The sequence below is a fragment of the Pseudoalteromonas sp. SCSIO 43088 genome, assembly GCF_023650795.1.
Taxonomy (GTDB): Bacteria; Pseudomonadota; Gammaproteobacteria; order Enterobacterales; family Alteromonadaceae; genus Pseudoalteromonas; species Pseudoalteromonas shioyasakiensis.
On the sequence record NZ_CP072675.1, the window covers coordinates 3,809,087 to 3,826,657 of the forward strand.

Below are 17,571 nucleotides of genomic sequence, written 5' to 3' on the forward strand. Positions count from 1 at the left end.
GTCTGATTGTGAAAGTTAAGGGAAATGATTTGTTATAAAATAACACAAATAAAAAATAGGTTATAGTATAACAATACATTTATCCCTTAAATTTTAGCCAAGCCTCTAGTTTACAAAGATAATTTTTAACGCTAAATTTGGGGTAGATTAAAAAACAAACAAGTTAAGGAAAACTATGTATAAATCACTTTTAGCATTAACGCTCGTATGCGCATCAATCAGCTCATTCGCAAACCCTGATTTATCACGTAAATTTCCATTTGTTGATATTCAAGCGCAGGTACTCGATACCACTACAGATAAGCCTAGCTGGCAACGGCTGCCACCAATGCACCATGTACAATACCCGACAGGGCTGCTAAATCGACAAGGCAGTGGCTGCGCTATTGTCAACTTTCAGGTAACGCCAGAAGGCGATGTGAAAAACTTAAATATTGAAAATTCAGCACCTAAGCGCTTTAGTAAAGACGTTAGAAAGGCAGCAAGGCAAATAGTGAGAGACTGGCAATGGCCAGAGCGCACGGATGAACAAGTAATTGAGTTAACCATGCGTTTTGATTACTGCTTAACGCACGACTTCGATAAAAAGAGTGAAGCCGTTGCCATGTGCGTTGAGCATTCAGAACAAGCCTGCGAGTAAACAATAAATTTGCCGTGTAGATACTTGAGCCAATGCCAGCTATTGCCTACAATGGCGCACAATTTATTCAATGCAGATCGCAACTATGACTGATACACAAAAACCAGAATTACCAAACCAACTTTCTATCAATCCACGTAGTAAATTTTATGTGGAAGAAGTTTTCGAGCATGAAATTGGTGTAAAACTTAACGGCAAAGAGCGTTTTGACGTTGAAGAATATAATATCAGCGAAGGCTGGATCAAAGTCGCTTCTCCAAAAGCACTTGATCGCCGCGGCCAACCTTTACTATTAAAAGTAAAAGGCACTGTAGAAGTATTCTACAAGTAATTCAGTTTTGCTGAATTAGCTTGTTGGCCAACACAATGGTTGGTCAACAAGTTTATATCTTTACGAGCTTAGACACTCAGCCCCTCGTTTTTTCCCACACAAGCGAAAGTTAAACCAATGCCCGGTGACTACAAAGAGCGAACCCAATAAAGTAAGTACTTTTTCGCCAGCCTCACCAATAACATTTTCGCCAAGCAGCACCGCTGCAGACAACAACACCAGCCCTGCACCACCTAGCATCAATAATCGATAACGTTTATGTTTTTTACACCCTAAAAATAGTGCTAATAAGCTGCTTGGCAGTACCGCAACTAACATCCAAAAATGAAATTGCTCGTTACCTAAACCCAGTGCTGCAGCACTTGGTAATAAAACCAATAACACAGGCACAGCTAAACAGTGAATAGCACACATAGCTGATAACCCGATGGCAAACTTGTCCATTATTTCTTGTAATTTCACTGAATAATTCCTACAAAATTGAACACATGAATTATAAAAAGTGCATCAAGCAAGTTTTGCTTGGCACTCATTGCATACTCCCAACATTTCAAATTGCTTTGTTTGTGAGGTAAAACCTGCATCATCAAAATGCGGGAAAAGCTTTGCAACATCACTGTGTGAAACCGCTAAAGTCTCAACTTTTTGGCAATGACGGCAAATTAAAAACAAAGAAGTCTCACGCTTAAAAACCTCACTGTCGGTACCGTAAGCGATATATTTGTTAGCACTATTAAGCCTGCGAACAAGGTTTACCGACTCCAAAAAGCTCAAGATTCGATAAACAGACATAACAGATACACTTGAACTTGTGCGCAGCTTGTAGCAACTGGCCAATTCGTAGGCCGATAGCGGCACGTCTGTGGTTAGTAATATTTGCAGTATTTGCTTGCGCTGAATGGTGAACTTTCTGCCATGCTCAAGGCAAACCTGCTTCGCTTTATTAAGTGTGCTGGTTAATCGCTGTTTATTCATAGCGGCCACTCAATATAAGGTTTTGTTGCTGTCAGCTCTGCTATCCCTTGCGCTTGCTCTGTGATCCACTGTGCTTCGATAACAGATATTGCTTCAGCCCATGCAAATAAAGTAACTGTGACTTTAGAGACGGGCTTATCACAGCTAAACGAGTATTCAACTTCTAAGTCTTGATGTGCATGATGAGTGTGATGCTCAAATGGGTTTTCAAAATTTGCTTGAGTAAGCTTACATTCGCCGTTAAATGTCACTAACTGCTGTGAATTTGCTAATTGGGCTAACGTTTGTTTAATAGTTTGCTTTTGCTCAGCTGTTTCGGGCTGATGCTCAAAGCCAAAAATATCTCCAGCCGGTAAAATGAATTTAACCTGCCACTTGTCTTGATCATGAACCACAAAAAGCACTCCCTCACCATGTGAATGATGATGGTGTTGATGCCCTTGAGCTGAAAAGATACATCCAACCATAAAGCATATCACTGCTAATTTTGCTGCTTTCATAACCCCAATCACTCCATTTACCTCACTTTAAACATGCTGTTACAAAAAAGAATAAAACTCATTCATTGATTCACACTTGATACATTATAACAATTAAAGCACAATTGATACATTATAACATATCCATAATGGTGAATAATGAATAACATCTCAAGAGTGGCTGTCGTCATAGCAGCGTTATTACCAGCCAGTGTTTTGGCACAATCGATCAAAGGCGTTGTTTTAAATAACCAAGGTAAAGCGGTGGCTAATGCCACAGTTGACCTTGAAGGGTCTGATCAAAAAGTAACAACTAACGACAAAGGTGAGTTTGAAATCAGCGGCTTAAATAACGGCTTAAAAGAGCTACATATTTCAGCGCCAGGTTATGCTCACTTACATCGAGATATCACACTTGCCAATGACCAAGACCACAGCGCAACCTTTAATCTAAAACGCTCACCGATTGAAGTGATTGATGTTGAAGCAACGCCGATTCATATGTCGGCAATGGAATCTGCCTCACCTGTTAGTGTGTTATCTGGCGAACAATTAAGACGCCAACAAGCATCAACGCTTGGCGATAGCCTCGAAAAGCTGCCGGGCGTTAACACAAACTTTCATGCCAAGGTTGCCAGTACGCCTGTGATCCGTGGTTTGAGCGGCCCACGTGTTTTAATTACGCAAAATGGCTTAGATGTAAGTGATGTGTCACGTGTTGGCCCTGATCACTCAGTGGCATCGGAAGCATCAACAGCGCAGCAAATTGAAGTATTACGTGGCCCAGCAACTCTTTTTTATGGCAGCGGTGCAATTGGTGGTGTCGTCAACGTAGTTGACAGCCGAGTACCAACAGACAGCACAACACGCGGTGAGTGGAACCTAGAACATAACTCTGTAGATGAGCAAAAAGTTGCTTCGTTTAATGCCACCACAGGGACAGAGTCATTTGCCTTTTATGCTGATGCATTCTGGCGTGAATCAGACGATTACGAAGTACCTGTTGCCGCCGATATTGACGACACAGAGCACAGCTCAAAGTACGTAGTAGAAAACAGTAATGAAGACTCAGATGGCTTTACTGTTGGTACTAGCTACTTATTTGAGCAAGGTTACCTTGGTGTTGCGGTTGAGCAATTTAACCGCCAATACGGTATTCCTGGCCATACTCATGGTGAAGAAGAAGAGCATGATCACGAAGAGGAGCACAGCGAAGAAGAAGCTGTTTTTGCTGATCTTGAACAAACCAAAGTCCAGCTACTTGGTGAATACAATATCGACAGTGAGTGGCTAAGCAAAATTAACTTACGTGCAGGCCACACTGACTACGAACACGCTGAAATCGAGCACGGTGCTGTAGGCACAACTTTCAAAAATGAAACCAATGAGCTGCGCGTTGACATTTTGCATAGCCAATTTGATGAGTGGAATGGTGGCGTTAGCTTTCATTACAAAAAAAGTGATGTAGAAGCACAAGGTTCTGAAGCATTCACCCCTCCTTCTGTTACTGAAAGTATTGCTTTTGCAATTATGGAAGAAAAGCACTTTGGCGATTTTTTAGTGCAATTAGGTGGCCGTGTAGAGCGAGTTACTATTGATGCTAATAATGTGCTGTTACCTGAGATCGACGCCCATGCACATGATGAAGACGGTGATGAGCACGATCATGATCATGACCACGAAGAACCCGGTTACACACGCGTATTTGATGTTGCCCAAGAGTTTACACCGGTCAGTTTATCAACAGGTGTGGTATGGGATTTTACACCGGGTTATAACCTAGGTTTATCGGTATCGCGTTCTGAGCGTGCTCCGTCTGCTTCTGAGCTGTTATCTTTTGGCCCACACATTGGTACTGCAACTTATGAAGTTGGTGCGCTATTCGACACTCATGATGGTCATTTTGAGCTATCAGAAGAGGCTATCGAATTAGAAACAGCAAATAATATCGACCTGACATTCCGTAAAACCGAAGGTGATATTGGCTTTATCTTCAATGCCTTTTACAACCAAGTAGATAACTATTATTACCAGATCAACACAGGCCTATACGCTGAAAGCGGTCATGATCACGACCATGGCGACGAACATAATCACGAAGAAGAGCACGATCATTCATCTGAACTACCGGTTTATTTATTTAAAACAGACGATGTGATTTTGCATGGTTTTGAAGCGCAAGTTGCTTGGCAGCTAAGCGACGAATTTAAAGTCGACTTATTCTCTGATTATGTACGCGCGCGCCTAAAAGACGGCGGAGATTTACCACGCACTCCACCACTGCGTTTTGGTACTGAGTTTAGCTATCAAACCGAAAACCTAACGGCAAATATTCACGTTACGCGCTACCAAGAACAAGACCGCATAGCACAAGAGGAAACCACAACAGACGGCTATACCCTTGTTGATGCCAGTATTTCTTATGATTTATCGGTACTGAACCAAGACCTATCGCTTTATTTAAAAGGCACAAATTTAACGGACACAGAAGCCCGCGTTCATAGCTCATTCTTAAAAAATATTGCACCACGTCCTGGGCGCAGTTTTGCGCTTGGTGTTCGCGGCTACTTCTAAAACAAAATTACAAATAAAGGAAACCTACATGACACACTTATTTAGATTAAAACTATTGGCACTAGCAATTAGTAGCACCCTGATCACCGCATGTGGTGACGCAGAAACAAATATTGTTGAGAAAGACCCTATCGAGGTTCCTGACGACAGTGGTGATGACCATGATCATGATGACGGTTATACCATTGACTCAATGGGCCGTTTAGCGGTTTTAGCAGCTGATAGCAACGAAGCGAATATCTTTGATTTAGATGACGACTCATTACTAGAAACGTTTTCGCTTATCCATGATTCAAGCTCACTAAATGTTTCACCAAGCTACCGTTATGCAGTTATTGCTAACCGCAGCCAAGATTACTTAGGCTTTATCGATGGCGGTTTATGGCGTGAAGATCATGGCGAGCATTTACATGATTATAAACAAGGCCCTGCATTTAGTGACTACGAGCTAACAACGGGCAGCCGCCCTACTCACATAGTTAAACATGATGGTCAAATGGCCGTGTTTTACGATGGTAATGCCGATGCAGGTACGGTTGCCTCTGTAGAAGTGTTAACCGATAACGACATTGCTAACGAAACAGAGACGCTTGCTGGTATTCAGTACGACATCAATATGCATGGTGTTGCAGAGCCACGTGGCGAGCACCTAGTTGCAACATTGCGTCGTGCGGATAGCGAAAGCACTTCAAACGCTAAAATCCTGCCGGATCAGGTGGGTGTTTTCCACCTTCATGACGGTGAATATGAGCTTGAACAAACATTTGAAGTTACTTGCCCAGATTTACACGGTGCAGCGCAAAACCATAATTATGTAGCATTTGGTTGTGGTGACGGTGTACTGGTAGCCCACCAACATGACGATGAATACCATGCAGAAAAAATCGCAAATATTGAAGCGGTTGGCGATTTGAGGATCGGTACTTTATATGGTCATGAAGCAAGCGACAGCTTTATTGGCGTTGCATCAGGCCATGGTGGCGGAGCCGCAGTTTTTGTAAATATCAATCCAAGCGAAGCTGAAATGGAAGTACTTGAGTGGCAACTTGATGAAGGCGCAAGTGCTGTATCTTACTCATTCTCAGCAAGCGGTGAGCACTTTTTAGTACTTGATAGCTTAGGCTTTTTAAACGTGCTTGAAGCCCATGAGCACGACGGCCACATGCACTGGGAACTTGCCGGTAAAGTAGATATCACTGAAGAAGACGTAACAATGATGCCAGAGGGCATGAACTTCAGCATGACTGTGTCACAAAATAGTGAGTTTGCTTACGTTGCTGACCCTATCGCTCAGCACGTACTTAAAGTACATATCGAAGACCTTGAAATTGAAGGTGATCTTGAAATGACTTTTGCACCAAGCGCCATCACTTGGTTAGGTATCGCAGAAGAAAGTGACGATCACGACCACTAAGAAGTTATGTTTTATGGTATGACATAGCTCGCAAAGGTTGGCATTTACTGCCAACCTTTTTTTATTCATATTTTGTAACAGACTTTCATCGCATCAGCATCGCTATTTGAAACTGAATAGTTATGATGTAACAGTTCCCAAAATAGGATGTAATCCCATGAAAAAACTAACAACGTTGGCACTGGCCATGGCTGCGACACTGGCACCTTGGGCATCAGCTTACGAAACAAAAGACACACGCTTACTGCGTTTTCCAGATATTCATAACCAAAACGTTACCTTTGTGTACGGTGGCGATATTTACATTGCTAATACGCAAACAGGCGAAAGCAAACGCTTAACTGACCATATTGGCTTTGAAACCTTCCCTAAGTTTTCACCTGACGGTAAACGCATTGCCTTTGCAGCCGAGTACAATGGCAGCCGCCAAATTTATGTAATTAACAGCGATGGTTCTGGCTTAAAGCAACTGACTTATTACAACGATGTTGGCCCAATGCCACCACGCGGCGGTTTTGATTATCGTGTTCTCGATTGGACACCAGATGGTAAAAATGTGGTATTTCGTGCTAACCGCACACCGTGGGGTAAGCGTATGGGTCGTCCATACATGGTTCCTGCTGACGGAGGCCTTGAGCAGGCTCTGGCTATTCCAGAAACCGGCGGCGGTATGCTTTCGCCAGATGGTAGTAAATATGTTTACACGCCAATTGACCGTGAATTTCGTACTTGGAAACGCACCCGTGGCGGTCGTGCACAAGATGTCTGGGTTTACGATCTAAAAAACAATACCTCAGAGCAGCTAACCACTAACCGCGCTACCGATCAGCAACCAACCTGGGTTGGCGACAACATTTACTTTGTATCTGACCGAGATTACACCCTTAACTTGTATCAATACCAAAAAGGCGCTGAGCCGAAAAAGCTAACCAACCATAAAGACTTTGACGTACTGTGGCCATCAGCTGGCCCAAATGCTGTTGTTTATGAAAATGGTGGTTACCTTTATCGCTTTGACCCAAAAACTCAAAAAAGTAGCAAGCTAAGTATTAACATTGCTGGTGTGCGTCAATACGCAATGCCGTACACAAAAAATGTGAGTGACTTTATCGACTCAATGTCGATTTCTCATGATGGTAAACGTGCACTCTTTACTGCCCGCGGTGAGCTATTTAGCGTACCGGTTAAACAAGGCCCAACACGTAACTTATCTTACACAGCAAAAGGCCGCGAAATTGACGCAAGTTGGTCGCCAAATGGCCGCTATATTGCTTATATGAGCGATGAAAGTGGCGAATACGAAATTTACTTAAAAGACCGCAGTAAAAATAATGCCACCAAGCAGCTAACCAGCAACGGAACTATTTGGCGTTTTACACCTATTTGGTCACCAGATAGCTCAAAACTGTTATTTGCAGATAAAAACCACACACTCTGGTGGATAGATGCAAAATCAGGTAAACAACACAAAATTGATACCAGCATCTACGATGAAGAAGGCATTCGCCAATATACTTGGTCGCCAAATAGCGAAGACATTGTGTATGTAAAAAACAATGAAAACCGCTATGCCTCGCTGTGGCACTACAATGTTGATAAAAAGAAAGTGACTCGCTTAACGGATGAAATGACCAATGAGCAAAACCCAACTTTCTCTCCTGATGGTCAATACCTGTATTTTAGTTCTGAGCGCGACTTTAACTTAGCCTTTAGCAGCTACGAGTTTGACTACATGTTTAATCGTGCAACGCGTATTTATGCCGCAGCCGTAAATGACAGCATCAAACCACTTATCGCACTACAAAGTGATGAAACAGCAATCGTAAGCGATAAACAAAAAGATGACGACAAGAAAGCGAAAAATACCCTGCAAAGCAGCGACTTTATGCAGCGCGTTACCGCTTTAAATGCGCCGGCTGGAGATTATCGCGGTTTAACGGCTGTAAAGGATGGCGTGCTAACACTGGCTAATGGCGGCCTACAATTGATAGGCACAGCTCACGACAGCGAGCTTGAAACCGTGGCTAAAGGGGTTCGTAGTTATACTATTTCGAGCAACGGTGAACACCTGTTAGTACATGCGGGTAACGATTACAGCTTAATTGAGCCAAAAGCAAAACAAGACCTAGCAGCGAATAAGCTAGATCTTAGTAACATGACCTTAAAAATTGAGCCACAAATTGAATGGCAGCAAATGTATGTTGAAGGCTGGCGTACATTACGTGATTGGTTCTACGATGAAAACCATCACGGCCAAGATTGGGACGCAATTTTAGCTAAGTATCAACCTATGGCTGATGCAATCTCACACCGTAGTGACCTAGATTACATTCTCAGTGAAATCGCAGGTGAAATTAACTCAGGCCACATTTATGTACAGTCGGGTGATATGCCTAAAGCAGAGCGTAAAAAGCACGGCTTATTGGGTGCAAAACTTGCCAGCGATCCATCTGGATACGTAAAAATTGAGCAAATCTTCCAAGGTGAAAACTGGCATGAAGACTTCCGCTCACCACTTGGCACAACAGGGGTAAAAGCACATAACGGCGACTACATCATTGCCGTAAATGGCCGCTCAGTAAAAGACGTCGCTAACTTCTACGAATTACTAGAGAACACTCAAGGTGAGCAAGTTGAGCTAGTCCTTAACAGTAAGCCGCGCAGCAAAGGTGCATGGCAAGTTACCGTTAAGCCTGTAGCCAGCGAGCAAGGTTTGCGTTATTTAGACTGGGTTAACTCTCGTGCAGCCTACGTTGATAAGCTATCAAATGGCCGTATTGGTTATGTTCACTTACCAAATACAGCCTACGAAGGTAACCGCGCCATGTTCAAAAACTACATGCCGCAAACCACCAAAGACGCCATGATTATTGATGACCGATACAATGGCGGCGGCTTTATTCCTGAGCACATGATCACTTGGCTTGCTCGTAAACCGCTTAACTACTGGAAGCGCCGCGGTGTTGAGCCTACGAAAACACCACAATTTGCTCATGATGGTCCAAAAGCCATGCTGATCAATGGTTACTCAAGTTCAGGCGGTGACGCTATTCCTTACTACTTCCGCCAAGCGGGGTTAGGTAAGCTTATTGGTACCCGTACTTGGGGTGGATTAATTGGTATTTCGGGTAACCCAAGCCTAGTAGATGGCGGCCAAGTTATCGCGGCAACATTCCGCATTTTAGATAACGATGGCAACTGGATCATCGAAAACGAAGGTGTCACCCCAGACATCAAGGTGGTTGATCGCCCAGAGCTAATCTACCAAGGTAAAGATCCATCGATTGAACGTGCCGTAGAAGAGCTATTAAAAGAGCTAAAAGACAACCCGAAAAAGCCACTCACCGTGCCACCAGCACCGACTGACTTTTAATTCTTAACTGGTTGTTAAAAAACAAAAAACCCCGCAGCAATGCGGGGTTTATTTTTAATTAAAAGAACTACCATTTAACTTGTATATACAAATAATTTAAGCTAAGTCAGACCATGCTAAATTGAATTTACGTAAGTATTTTTGTAATCGAGTTGAGTCATTGGCTTGTGCTTTTTTGGTACGACTCACATCAAATAATTCACGACCAGCTGAGGCCATGCTTGAATGCTGCTCACAGATACTAAGCACATAATTTAACTGAGCAATATCAAACTGATCTAAATTCGCTATTTGCTCTTCTGACAAATAGTGAGCAAGGCGATTAGACGCTTTAGGTTGCACATTAGATTGCCATGAGTCTTGTAACCGTGCGATTTCGTCATTAACATCAGTCACGGTAATACGCGAAGAGCTCGCTAAAGTACATAAACGAGTAATTGCAGAGCTTAAATCACGAAAGTTTCCCCGCCATACCGCTCGCTTCGACATAGCAAACTGCTCAAACAACTGCTTTGCTTCTTTATTGAATTGAATTCGCTGCCCGGTTTTTTGCTCAAATAAACCCATTTCATAGTCAATATTGGCAGGTATATCTTCTTTTCTGTCTTTTAATGCCGGTAACTGATAGCTCCACAAATTGATACGCGCTAATAAATCTTCACGAAACAGCCCTTTTTCGACTTCGGCTTTTAAATCTTTGTTAGTGCCAGCTATGAGTTGAAAATCACTCGCAACAGTTTGATCACTGCCCACTGGATGAAAGGTCTTATTTTCAATGGCATGTAACAGCATTGCTTGCTCTTCTAAACCAAGCTCGCCAATTTCATCTAAAAACAGCACACCATTATTTGCAGTGAGTAAGTAACCGCTTCGCTCTTTTTGAGCACCTGTAAAAGCTCCTTTTGTGTGGCCAAACAAAGCAGCCATGGCATTTTCACCACGTAATGTGGCGCAGTTAACCGACACAAGCTCACCTTTTAAAATGGCGCGCTTCTTTTTCAGTTTATAAATTCTCGTTGCCAACTGGCTTTTACCAGCTCCCGTAGGACCCGTCAGAAGCATAGGATCATCTGAACGAATAGCCACAACTTCAATCTGCGCAATCAACTTATTGAATGCACTGTTTTTAGTTTGAATACCGCCTTTTAAAAATGCATTACCTTCTAAATGCTCTTTATCAAAACGAGTGGCAAGTTGATCATATTTAGATAAGTCCAAATCAATAATTTGAATCTTACCTGTCGCTTTATTTTGATTATGCTTATTGGGTGATGTTTGAATTAAACGCCCAGGAAAATGACCACTCTCGGTTAATAAGAAAATACATATCTGCACAACATGGGTGCCAGTCGTGATATGAAAAAAGTAATCGTGCTGATCAGCATCAAAACGCTGTTGATGGCACCAATCATAAAGCTTGGCGTAAACCTCTTCAAAATCCCAAGGGTCTATAAAGTTAATATTTTCAAGGCATACCGTGGTTTCTGGGGAAACTGACTCAATATCTACTGCAACATTATTCGCTAAACGCGAGCTATGAGTATCATGCATCATATACAGCTTATTAACGATGAACTCTTCTTGACTACATAAACTGACATTGGGTCGCCATCTTGCCCAACGATCAACACGCTTACCCACATAGTCTAATTGAGTTCCGAGAATACTCACCACAATCGTACTTTTCAAAATATATCCTTATAGATAGAAACTGTATCTATTTAAATACCAAGTAACACTATCGTCAAGTACCTCATCACCCAACACAAACTACAAAAATATAATAAAAACATAAAAATCAGTGCGTTAGAAACTAAAAAACACTCTTTTTTAGTTGTGGCACAGCTCTTGGAATAGAGAAGTGTGATTAATTAGGAGTGATTCAAATATCACCCTGGTGCGTTACACACTGTGAACACGTATGCCTAATCACAAAACTATTAATGTAGCTCAGAGGTAGAGCAGCGAAATGATTTCGTCGGCCATGGGTTCGATTCCCATCTTAATACCATAAGTAGCTCAAACAGGTAGAGCACCAAAACCAATTTGGATGTTGCGGGTTCAAATCCCGCCTTAGTCAAAATCGTAACTTTAAATGTTAGTAAGTCGTTGTTTGCGCTGACTGATAAACGCTTAAGCATGAACGATAACAGCAAGCCGGATGCTCCCTGTTATTGCGACGCCCAAAGCCTTTTTCAGATAACAAATACACACTTGCTAACAATCAATAAGGAAATAGAACATGTTAAGAAAAACACAATTAGTAGCAGAGAACCAAAGAGTGCTCGTTTTTAAAGACCAGCAACTAACAGACGTGTTAACGCCAGGAAAGCATCGTTATTGGGATTTTCAGAAGCAGCTTGAGTTTGTCACCTTTGATATTAACTCACTGTATTTCTCAGAGCGAAATACTGAACGTTTGTACCGCAATAATCCAATCTTGCAACAGCATATAAGTCATTGGAAACTTGAGAACAACGAACTAGGTATGTTGTATGTTGATGATTTACTACAAGGGATCGTCGCTCCTGGTGAGCACTTATATATTTGGCAAGATGCAGGGGCTATAAAACTTGAAAGAATTACTCTCAACAGCACTCAAGCGGTGCCTGAGCAATTATTAAATTTAGTTAATCGAGCTGGTGCAAATAGCGCAACTCGCTTAATTAGAAGCGAAAAAACAGTCGCAATCAAACCGATCGCCGAGTTTAAAGTCGCGAAAGAGCATGTAGGCTTACTTTACATTAACGGCCATTTTATTGGGAAGTTGCAGCCTGGTATTCATGCCTATTGGCAATTTAACCATGATATTGAAGTGAAATGTTATGACTGTAGAACACAAAGCGTAGAAGTATCTGGGCAAGAAATTCTCAGCAAAGACCGTGTTAGCCTACGCATTAATTTGACTGCCAATATCAAGCTGATGGATGCTGAGCTTGCAGCAAAGAGCGTAGATAAATTGGATGAATTCATCTACAAAACTCTACAACTAGCACTCAGAGAAGCGGTTGGTACAAAAACGCTCGATGATATCTTATTAGATAAGTTGTATATCAATGAAACAGTGAAAGAGCTGGTGATTGAACAGCTGAAGGAGATTGGTATTGCTCTATCTGGCGTTGGTGTGAAAGACATTATTTTACCGGGCGAGATGAAAGCCATTTTAAATCAAGTAGTCGAAGCGCAAAAAGCAGCTGAGGCAAATGTAATAAAGCGACGTGAAGAAACATCAGCAACACGCAGCTTACACAACACCGCGAAAGTAATTGAGAACAACCCGACGCTAATGCGCCTTAAAGAGTTAGAGGCATTAGAGAAAGTCGCAGAAAAAATAAATAACTTAACTGTTTATGGCGGCCTTGAAGGGCTAATGAGCGGGGTCGTAAAAATAGCCTAACAGGCTAGGACGAGTAAGGAATCAAATTATGTGTAATAACTACAACACAATCGAACAACAAGGACAGGTACCTATAAAGGCATGGACAAAAGGCGTACCGTTTGAAGATGCAGCTATTGCTCAATTAAATAATATTGCGCAAATGTCGCTAGTTCATTCTCATATCGCGGTCATGCCAGATGTTCACATGGGCAAAGGCGCCACAATAGGTAGCGTCATTCCCTCTGTAGATGCAGTGATCCCCGCAGCGGTAGGTGTTGATATTGGTTGCGGCATGGTTGCAACTAAAACAACGTTAACGGCTTCGCAACTGCCCGATAATCTGGCGGCAATTCGTCATGCGTTTGAAGCTGCGGTACCACATGGTCGAACGGGCCGAGGTAGAGGGGCTCGCGACAGAGGTGCTTGGCATAATATTCCTGATGTTGTTGCAGGTGAGTGGCAAAAACTTGAGAAGCGGTTTGAAAAAATCTGCGCTAAGCACCCTGCAATTAAAAACAGTAATCATGTAAATCACCTAGGTACGATGGGCACAGGCAATCATTTTTTAGAGCTCTGCCTAGATGAAAACAATGCTGTTTGGATCATGCTGCACTCAGGTAGCCGAGGAGTTGGTAACCGCATAGGCACTTACTTTATCGAGCTGGCTAAAAAAGAGATGGAGCGTCATCAAATCAACTTACCTGATATGGATCTTGCGTATCTGAAAGAAGGAAGCGAATACTTTGATGACTATGTTGAGGCTGTGGAATGGGCGCAAGATTTTGCAGCTAAAAACAGAGAGATCATGATGTTTAACGCTATCAAAGCGCTTAAAAAGCAAATACCTATCGCTTTTGAAACCGCGGAGCTTGCTGTTAACTGTCATCATAACTATATCTCGCGTGAGCATCACTTTGGCAAAGATTGTTTTGTAACACGCAAAGGAGCTGTACGTGCACAAAAAGGTGAAATGGGGATCATTCCCGGAAGTATGGGAGCGCGCTCTTTTATTGTTCGCGGCTTAGGAAACCCAGATAGCTTTAATAGCTGTAGTCATGGAGCCGGCCGAGTCATGTCTCGTACAAAAGCTAAAAATGTCTTTAATATTCAAGATCAAATAGCGGCAACCCAAGGGGTAGAATGCCGCAAAGATGCTGCGGTGATTGATGAAATTCCGCATGCGTACAAGGATATTGAAAAGGTTATGGCAGCACAGCAAGACTTGGTTGAGGTTGTGCATACGCTAAAACAAATAGTCTGCGTAAAAGGATGATAATGAACTATTTAATAATCGATGGAGCACAAGGTGAAGGCGGAGGGCAAGTACTTCGCACCGCCCTCACCTTATCAATGTTAACCAAGCAAGCCATTGAAGTTGTTAATATTCGGGCCAAGCGAAAAAAGCCTGGCCTGTTACGCCAGCACCTAACCTGTGTGTTAGCAGCACAACAAATCTGTGATGCCGAAACAGCAGGAGTTGAACTAGGCTCAAACCATATTCGCTTTGCGCCTAAACAAATAAAAGCGGGTGATTATCACTTTGCGATTGGCACAGCAGGCAGTACAACTCTTGTATGCCAAACTGTATTACTGACATTAGCGACAGCAAAGCAGCCCTCTACCATAACCTTTGAAGGTGGCACACATAATGGCATGTCACCTTCACTGTGCTTTTTTGAGCACTGTTATTTGCCAGCTTTAGCAAAAATGGGGGTGTATTGTGAGCTTACAGTTACCAAGTATGGCTTTTACCCTGCCGGTGGTGGCAAATGGCAGTTAACCGTTTACCCGTGTGAAACATTAAAGCCCTTTGCGCATTTTGCACCGCCAACTAAGGATGCCAAAAAGTCGATTAAAGTACTTGTTAACAAGTTACCGGGGCATGTTGCGAAGCGTGAAATTAGCACTGTAAAACAAAACCTTGGTTGGACAAACGCTGAAACCACGATCACTCAAGTAGAAAGTATTGGAGCAGGAAACAGCTTGCAGCTACATATAACATCAGACACTCATAACAGTATTTTTGAAGTTATTGGTCAACATGGCGTTGCAGCACAAAAGGTGGCTCTGAAAGCCGTAGAACAAGTTACACAATTTACCCAATCAGCAGCGGCAGTAGAAGAACATCTGGCAGATCAGCTGCTTTTGCCATTAGCTTTGGCCGGTAAAGGCGAGTTCAAAACCAATGAACCAAGCTTGCACAGCTTAACCAATGCAGAGGTCATAAAAACGCTTTTGCATGTAGAGATAACGTTTACTCAGCTTGATGATAACCTTTGGCAGGTATCATTAACTGATACCTAATTAGGATGATCGGCAATGGAAAACACATTAAAACATGTTTATTTAGTCGGTGGTGCAGTTCGCGACAAATTGCTAAACAGAGCGGCAGCTGATCAAGACTTTGTTGTTGTGGGTGAAACACCAGAAACCATGTTAGCCCTAGGCTTTGAAACTGTTGGTAGAGATTTTCCAGTATTTTTACATCCAACCACCAAGCAAGAATATGCCCTCGCTCGCACTGAACGAAAGCAAGGTCGTGGCTACAAAGGGTTCACGGTGAATGCCAGTACCAGCGTAACTTTAGAAGACGACCTTGCGCGACGAGACTTAACTATCAATGCAATGGCGATGAGTGCCGATGGCGAGCTTATAGACCCATTTAACGGCCAACAAGATTTAAATAACAAAGTACTTAGACATACATCAGCCGCATTTGCTGAAGATCCATTACGTGTTTTGAGAGTAGCTCGATTTTTAGCTCGTTTTGGTGAAAGCTTTAGTATACACCCGGAAACCAAGGCATTAATGATGCAAATACACCAACAAGGTGAATTAGCTTATTTAACGCCAGAACGGGTTTGGAAAGAAACCGAAAAAGCACTTGCTGAGCCTCACCCTGAGCTTTACTTCAAGACGTTGTATGGTTTAGGTGTGTTTCCAGAAATAGATGCAATGAGTGGTGTTCCCCAACCAAAAGAACACCACCCTGAGGGCGATGTTTACACCCACACACTGTTAGTTTTGCAAAGAGCGGCTCAGCTAAATTTTGATGTAGAAACTCGCTTTGCCGCATTAACGCATGATTTTGGCAAGGCGACGAGCTTTGAGCTAAACGGTAATTTACATGGCCATGAACAACGCGGCGTGACAGTTATCAAGGCGTTTTGTCAGCGTTTAAAAGTGCCTAAACGGTTTTATGAGCTGGCAGCATTAACCAGTGACAATCATACGCGTTGTCACAAAATCGCAAAGCTAACACCAAAAACATTACATAAATTACTTGTCGACAAGCTAAATGCGCAAAATAAGCCTGCGCGGTTTTTGCAGTTTTTGGATGCGTGTCAGTGTGATGCGCAAGGACGGGGACCAAGCTTTATACATCGGCCTTATGCGCAACGAACACTTGCACTGGATTTAGTAAAACAACTAAACAAACTAAATAAAAAAGCACTTGTGCAACAAGCAATACAGCAAGGTAAAAGCGGCATAGCCATCGGAAAAGAAGTTCGCGAAGCAGAAATAAAGCAACTACGAGATTACCTCACAGAGCAAAGTAGTAAGGAAACAAAATGAATAACACAACAGCACACTCAGCAATCGATGACAGTGTAAGAGCTGAAATAATGCGACGCATAAAAACGGCAGAAGCAGAACATAACGTTAAAGTGTTATTTGCTATTGAGTCGGGTAGCCGAGCATGGGGATTTGCAAGTCCTAACAGTGATTATGATGTGCGCTTTATCTATGCGCATGCTAAAGATTGGTATGTAGCAATTGATGTTGAAGAGCAAAGAGATGTAATTGAATACCCAATCGTCGATGAAATCGATATAAATGGTTGGGATATTCGTAAAGCACTCAAACTATTCAGCAAATCAAATCCCGCGTTTATTGAGTGGTTACAATCCCCCATAGTGTATGTTGATGATGGCTTTTTTGCTGCACATGCAAAGCGGCTAATGCCACAGATAGTGTCATCTCATAAAGGCATTTATCATTACCTGCATATGGCAAAAGGTAACTTTAGAGAGTATCTGAAAAAAGAGCGCGTTCCGCTGAAAAAATACTTTTACGTATTACGACCACTACTGGCGATTATGTGGCTCGAAAAATACGATGAACCAGCTCCGATTGAGTTTGATAAACTAAGGGAGCTTGTCAAAGAGAACCTTGCATTGGATGCTGCGATTTCAGATTTGCTCGCCCGAAAAAGGGTAAGCTTAGAAAAAGAATACGCGCCAGCTGTGCCTGTAATTAATGAGTTTATCGAAGCAGAGTTAACACGGCATGAAAACTACACAGCTAACGTAAAGAAGAAAGTCGTCGATTTTGATGCTTTAAATCAGTTGTTTAAAGAAACATTAGCAAGATACAGTGAATCCTAAGCTCACTGTATCTGTTTT

Annotated in this window: 14 protein-coding genes and 1 tRNA gene; 11 read left to right on the forward strand and 4 right to left on the reverse strand. The window is 42.5% G+C overall.

Annotation, left to right across the window (positions count from 1 at the left end):
• Positions 1-175: 175 nt before the first annotated feature.
• A complete protein-coding gene (locus J8Z28_RS17485; RefSeq protein WP_054563006.1) occupies positions 176-640 on the forward strand; it encodes an energy transducer TonB family protein in 465 nt (154 codons plus the stop codon).
• Positions 641-725: 85 nt separating this feature from the next.
• On the forward strand, positions 726-971 hold the full coding sequence (locus J8Z28_RS17490; RefSeq protein ID WP_171037140.1) for a DUF3297 family protein: 246 nt from the start codon (positions 726-728) through the stop codon (positions 969-971).
• A 60-nt stretch (positions 972-1,031) separates the two neighbouring features.
• Here the strand turns inward: J8Z28_RS17490 and J8Z28_RS17495 are convergent, their stop codons facing one another.
• The 3 genes from J8Z28_RS17495 to J8Z28_RS17505 are packed head-to-tail and all read right to left on the reverse strand — an operon-like array spanning position 1,032 to position 2,446.
• Complete coding sequence (locus J8Z28_RS17495) at positions 1,032-1,433, reverse strand: MerC domain-containing protein (RefSeq protein ID WP_054563008.1); 402 nt, start codon at positions 1,431-1,433, stop codon at positions 1,032-1,034.
• Between the two features lie 45 nt (positions 1,434-1,478).
• Positions 1,479-1,946 (reverse strand): Fur family transcriptional regulator, encoded by a 468-nt coding sequence (locus tag J8Z28_RS17500; protein WP_055198507.1) that lies wholly within the window; start codon positions 1,944-1,946, stop codon positions 1,479-1,481.
• Complete coding sequence (locus tag J8Z28_RS17505; protein WP_062566365.1) at positions 1,943-2,446, reverse strand: ZrgA family zinc uptake protein; 504 nt, start codon at positions 2,444-2,446, stop codon at positions 1,943-1,945. Before J8Z28_RS17505 ends, J8Z28_RS17500 begins: the two co-directional genes overlap by 4 nt.
• Positions 2,447-2,584: 138 nt before the next feature.
• Here J8Z28_RS17505 and J8Z28_RS17510 point away from each other — a divergent pair, with 138 nt between their 5' ends.
• The 3 genes from J8Z28_RS17510 to J8Z28_RS17520 all read left to right on the forward strand — a co-directional run bounded on the left by J8Z28_RS17510 (position 2,585) and on the right by J8Z28_RS17520 (position 9,786).
• The gene (locus J8Z28_RS17510) at positions 2,585-4,999 is read left to right on the forward strand and encodes a TonB-dependent receptor (RefSeq protein WP_062566366.1); all 2,415 of its coding nucleotides are present in this window, start codon (positions 2,585-2,587) and stop codon (positions 4,997-4,999) included.
• Positions 5,000-5,027: 28 nt separating this feature from the next.
• Complete coding sequence (locus J8Z28_RS17515) at positions 5,028-6,413, forward strand: hypothetical protein (protein ID WP_062566367.1); 1,386 nt, start codon at positions 5,028-5,030, stop codon at positions 6,411-6,413.
• A 157-nt stretch (positions 6,414-6,570) separates the two neighbouring features.
• The gene (locus J8Z28_RS17520) at positions 6,571-9,786 is read left to right on the forward strand and encodes a S41 family peptidase (protein WP_082710965.1); all 3,216 of its coding nucleotides are present in this window, start codon (positions 6,571-6,573) and stop codon (positions 9,784-9,786) included.
• 96 nt (positions 9,787-9,882) lie between these two features.
• On the opposite strand, the gene rtcR is transcribed toward J8Z28_RS17520, so the two are convergent.
• Positions 9,883-11,475 carry an RNA repair transcriptional activator RtcR gene (rtcR, locus tag J8Z28_RS17525; RefSeq protein WP_244269409.1) on the reverse strand — a complete coding sequence of 531 codons (1,593 nt, stop codon included), beginning with the start codon at positions 11,473-11,475 and terminating at the stop codon, positions 9,883-9,885.
• Between the two features lie 249 nt (positions 11,476-11,724).
• Between rtcR and J8Z28_RS17530 the strand changes: the two genes are divergently transcribed.
• From J8Z28_RS17530 to J8Z28_RS17555, 6 genes are all read left to right on the forward strand, one after another.
• A tRNA-Ser gene (locus J8Z28_RS17530) sits at positions 11,725-11,795 on the forward strand.
• A 233-nt stretch (positions 11,796-12,028) separates the two neighbouring features.
• A complete protein-coding gene (locus J8Z28_RS17535; protein WP_062566370.1) occupies positions 12,029-13,183 on the forward strand; it encodes a slipin family protein in 1,155 nt (384 codons plus the stop codon).
• 28 nt (positions 13,184-13,211) lie between these two features.
• Complete coding sequence (locus J8Z28_RS17540; RefSeq protein ID WP_062566371.1) at positions 13,212-14,438, forward strand: RtcB family protein; 1,227 nt, start codon at positions 13,212-13,214, stop codon at positions 14,436-14,438.
• A 2-nt stretch (positions 14,439-14,440) separates the two neighbouring features.
• Positions 14,441-15,469, forward strand: a complete 1,029-nt coding sequence (rtcA, locus tag J8Z28_RS17545) for an RNA 3'-terminal phosphate cyclase (RefSeq protein WP_062566372.1) — start codon at positions 14,441-14,443, stop codon at positions 15,467-15,469.
• A 15-nt stretch (positions 15,470-15,484) separates the two neighbouring features.
• Positions 15,485-16,741, forward strand: a complete 1,257-nt coding sequence (locus J8Z28_RS17550; RefSeq protein ID WP_062566373.1) for a multifunctional CCA addition/repair protein — start codon at positions 15,485-15,487, stop codon at positions 16,739-16,741.
• Positions 16,738-17,553: a nucleotidyltransferase domain-containing protein gene (locus J8Z28_RS17555; RefSeq protein WP_062566374.1), complete on the forward strand. Its 816-nt coding sequence runs from the start codon at positions 16,738-16,740 to the stop codon at positions 17,551-17,553. Before J8Z28_RS17550 ends, J8Z28_RS17555 begins: the two co-directional genes overlap by 4 nt.
• Positions 17,554-17,571 lie beyond the last annotated feature (18 nt).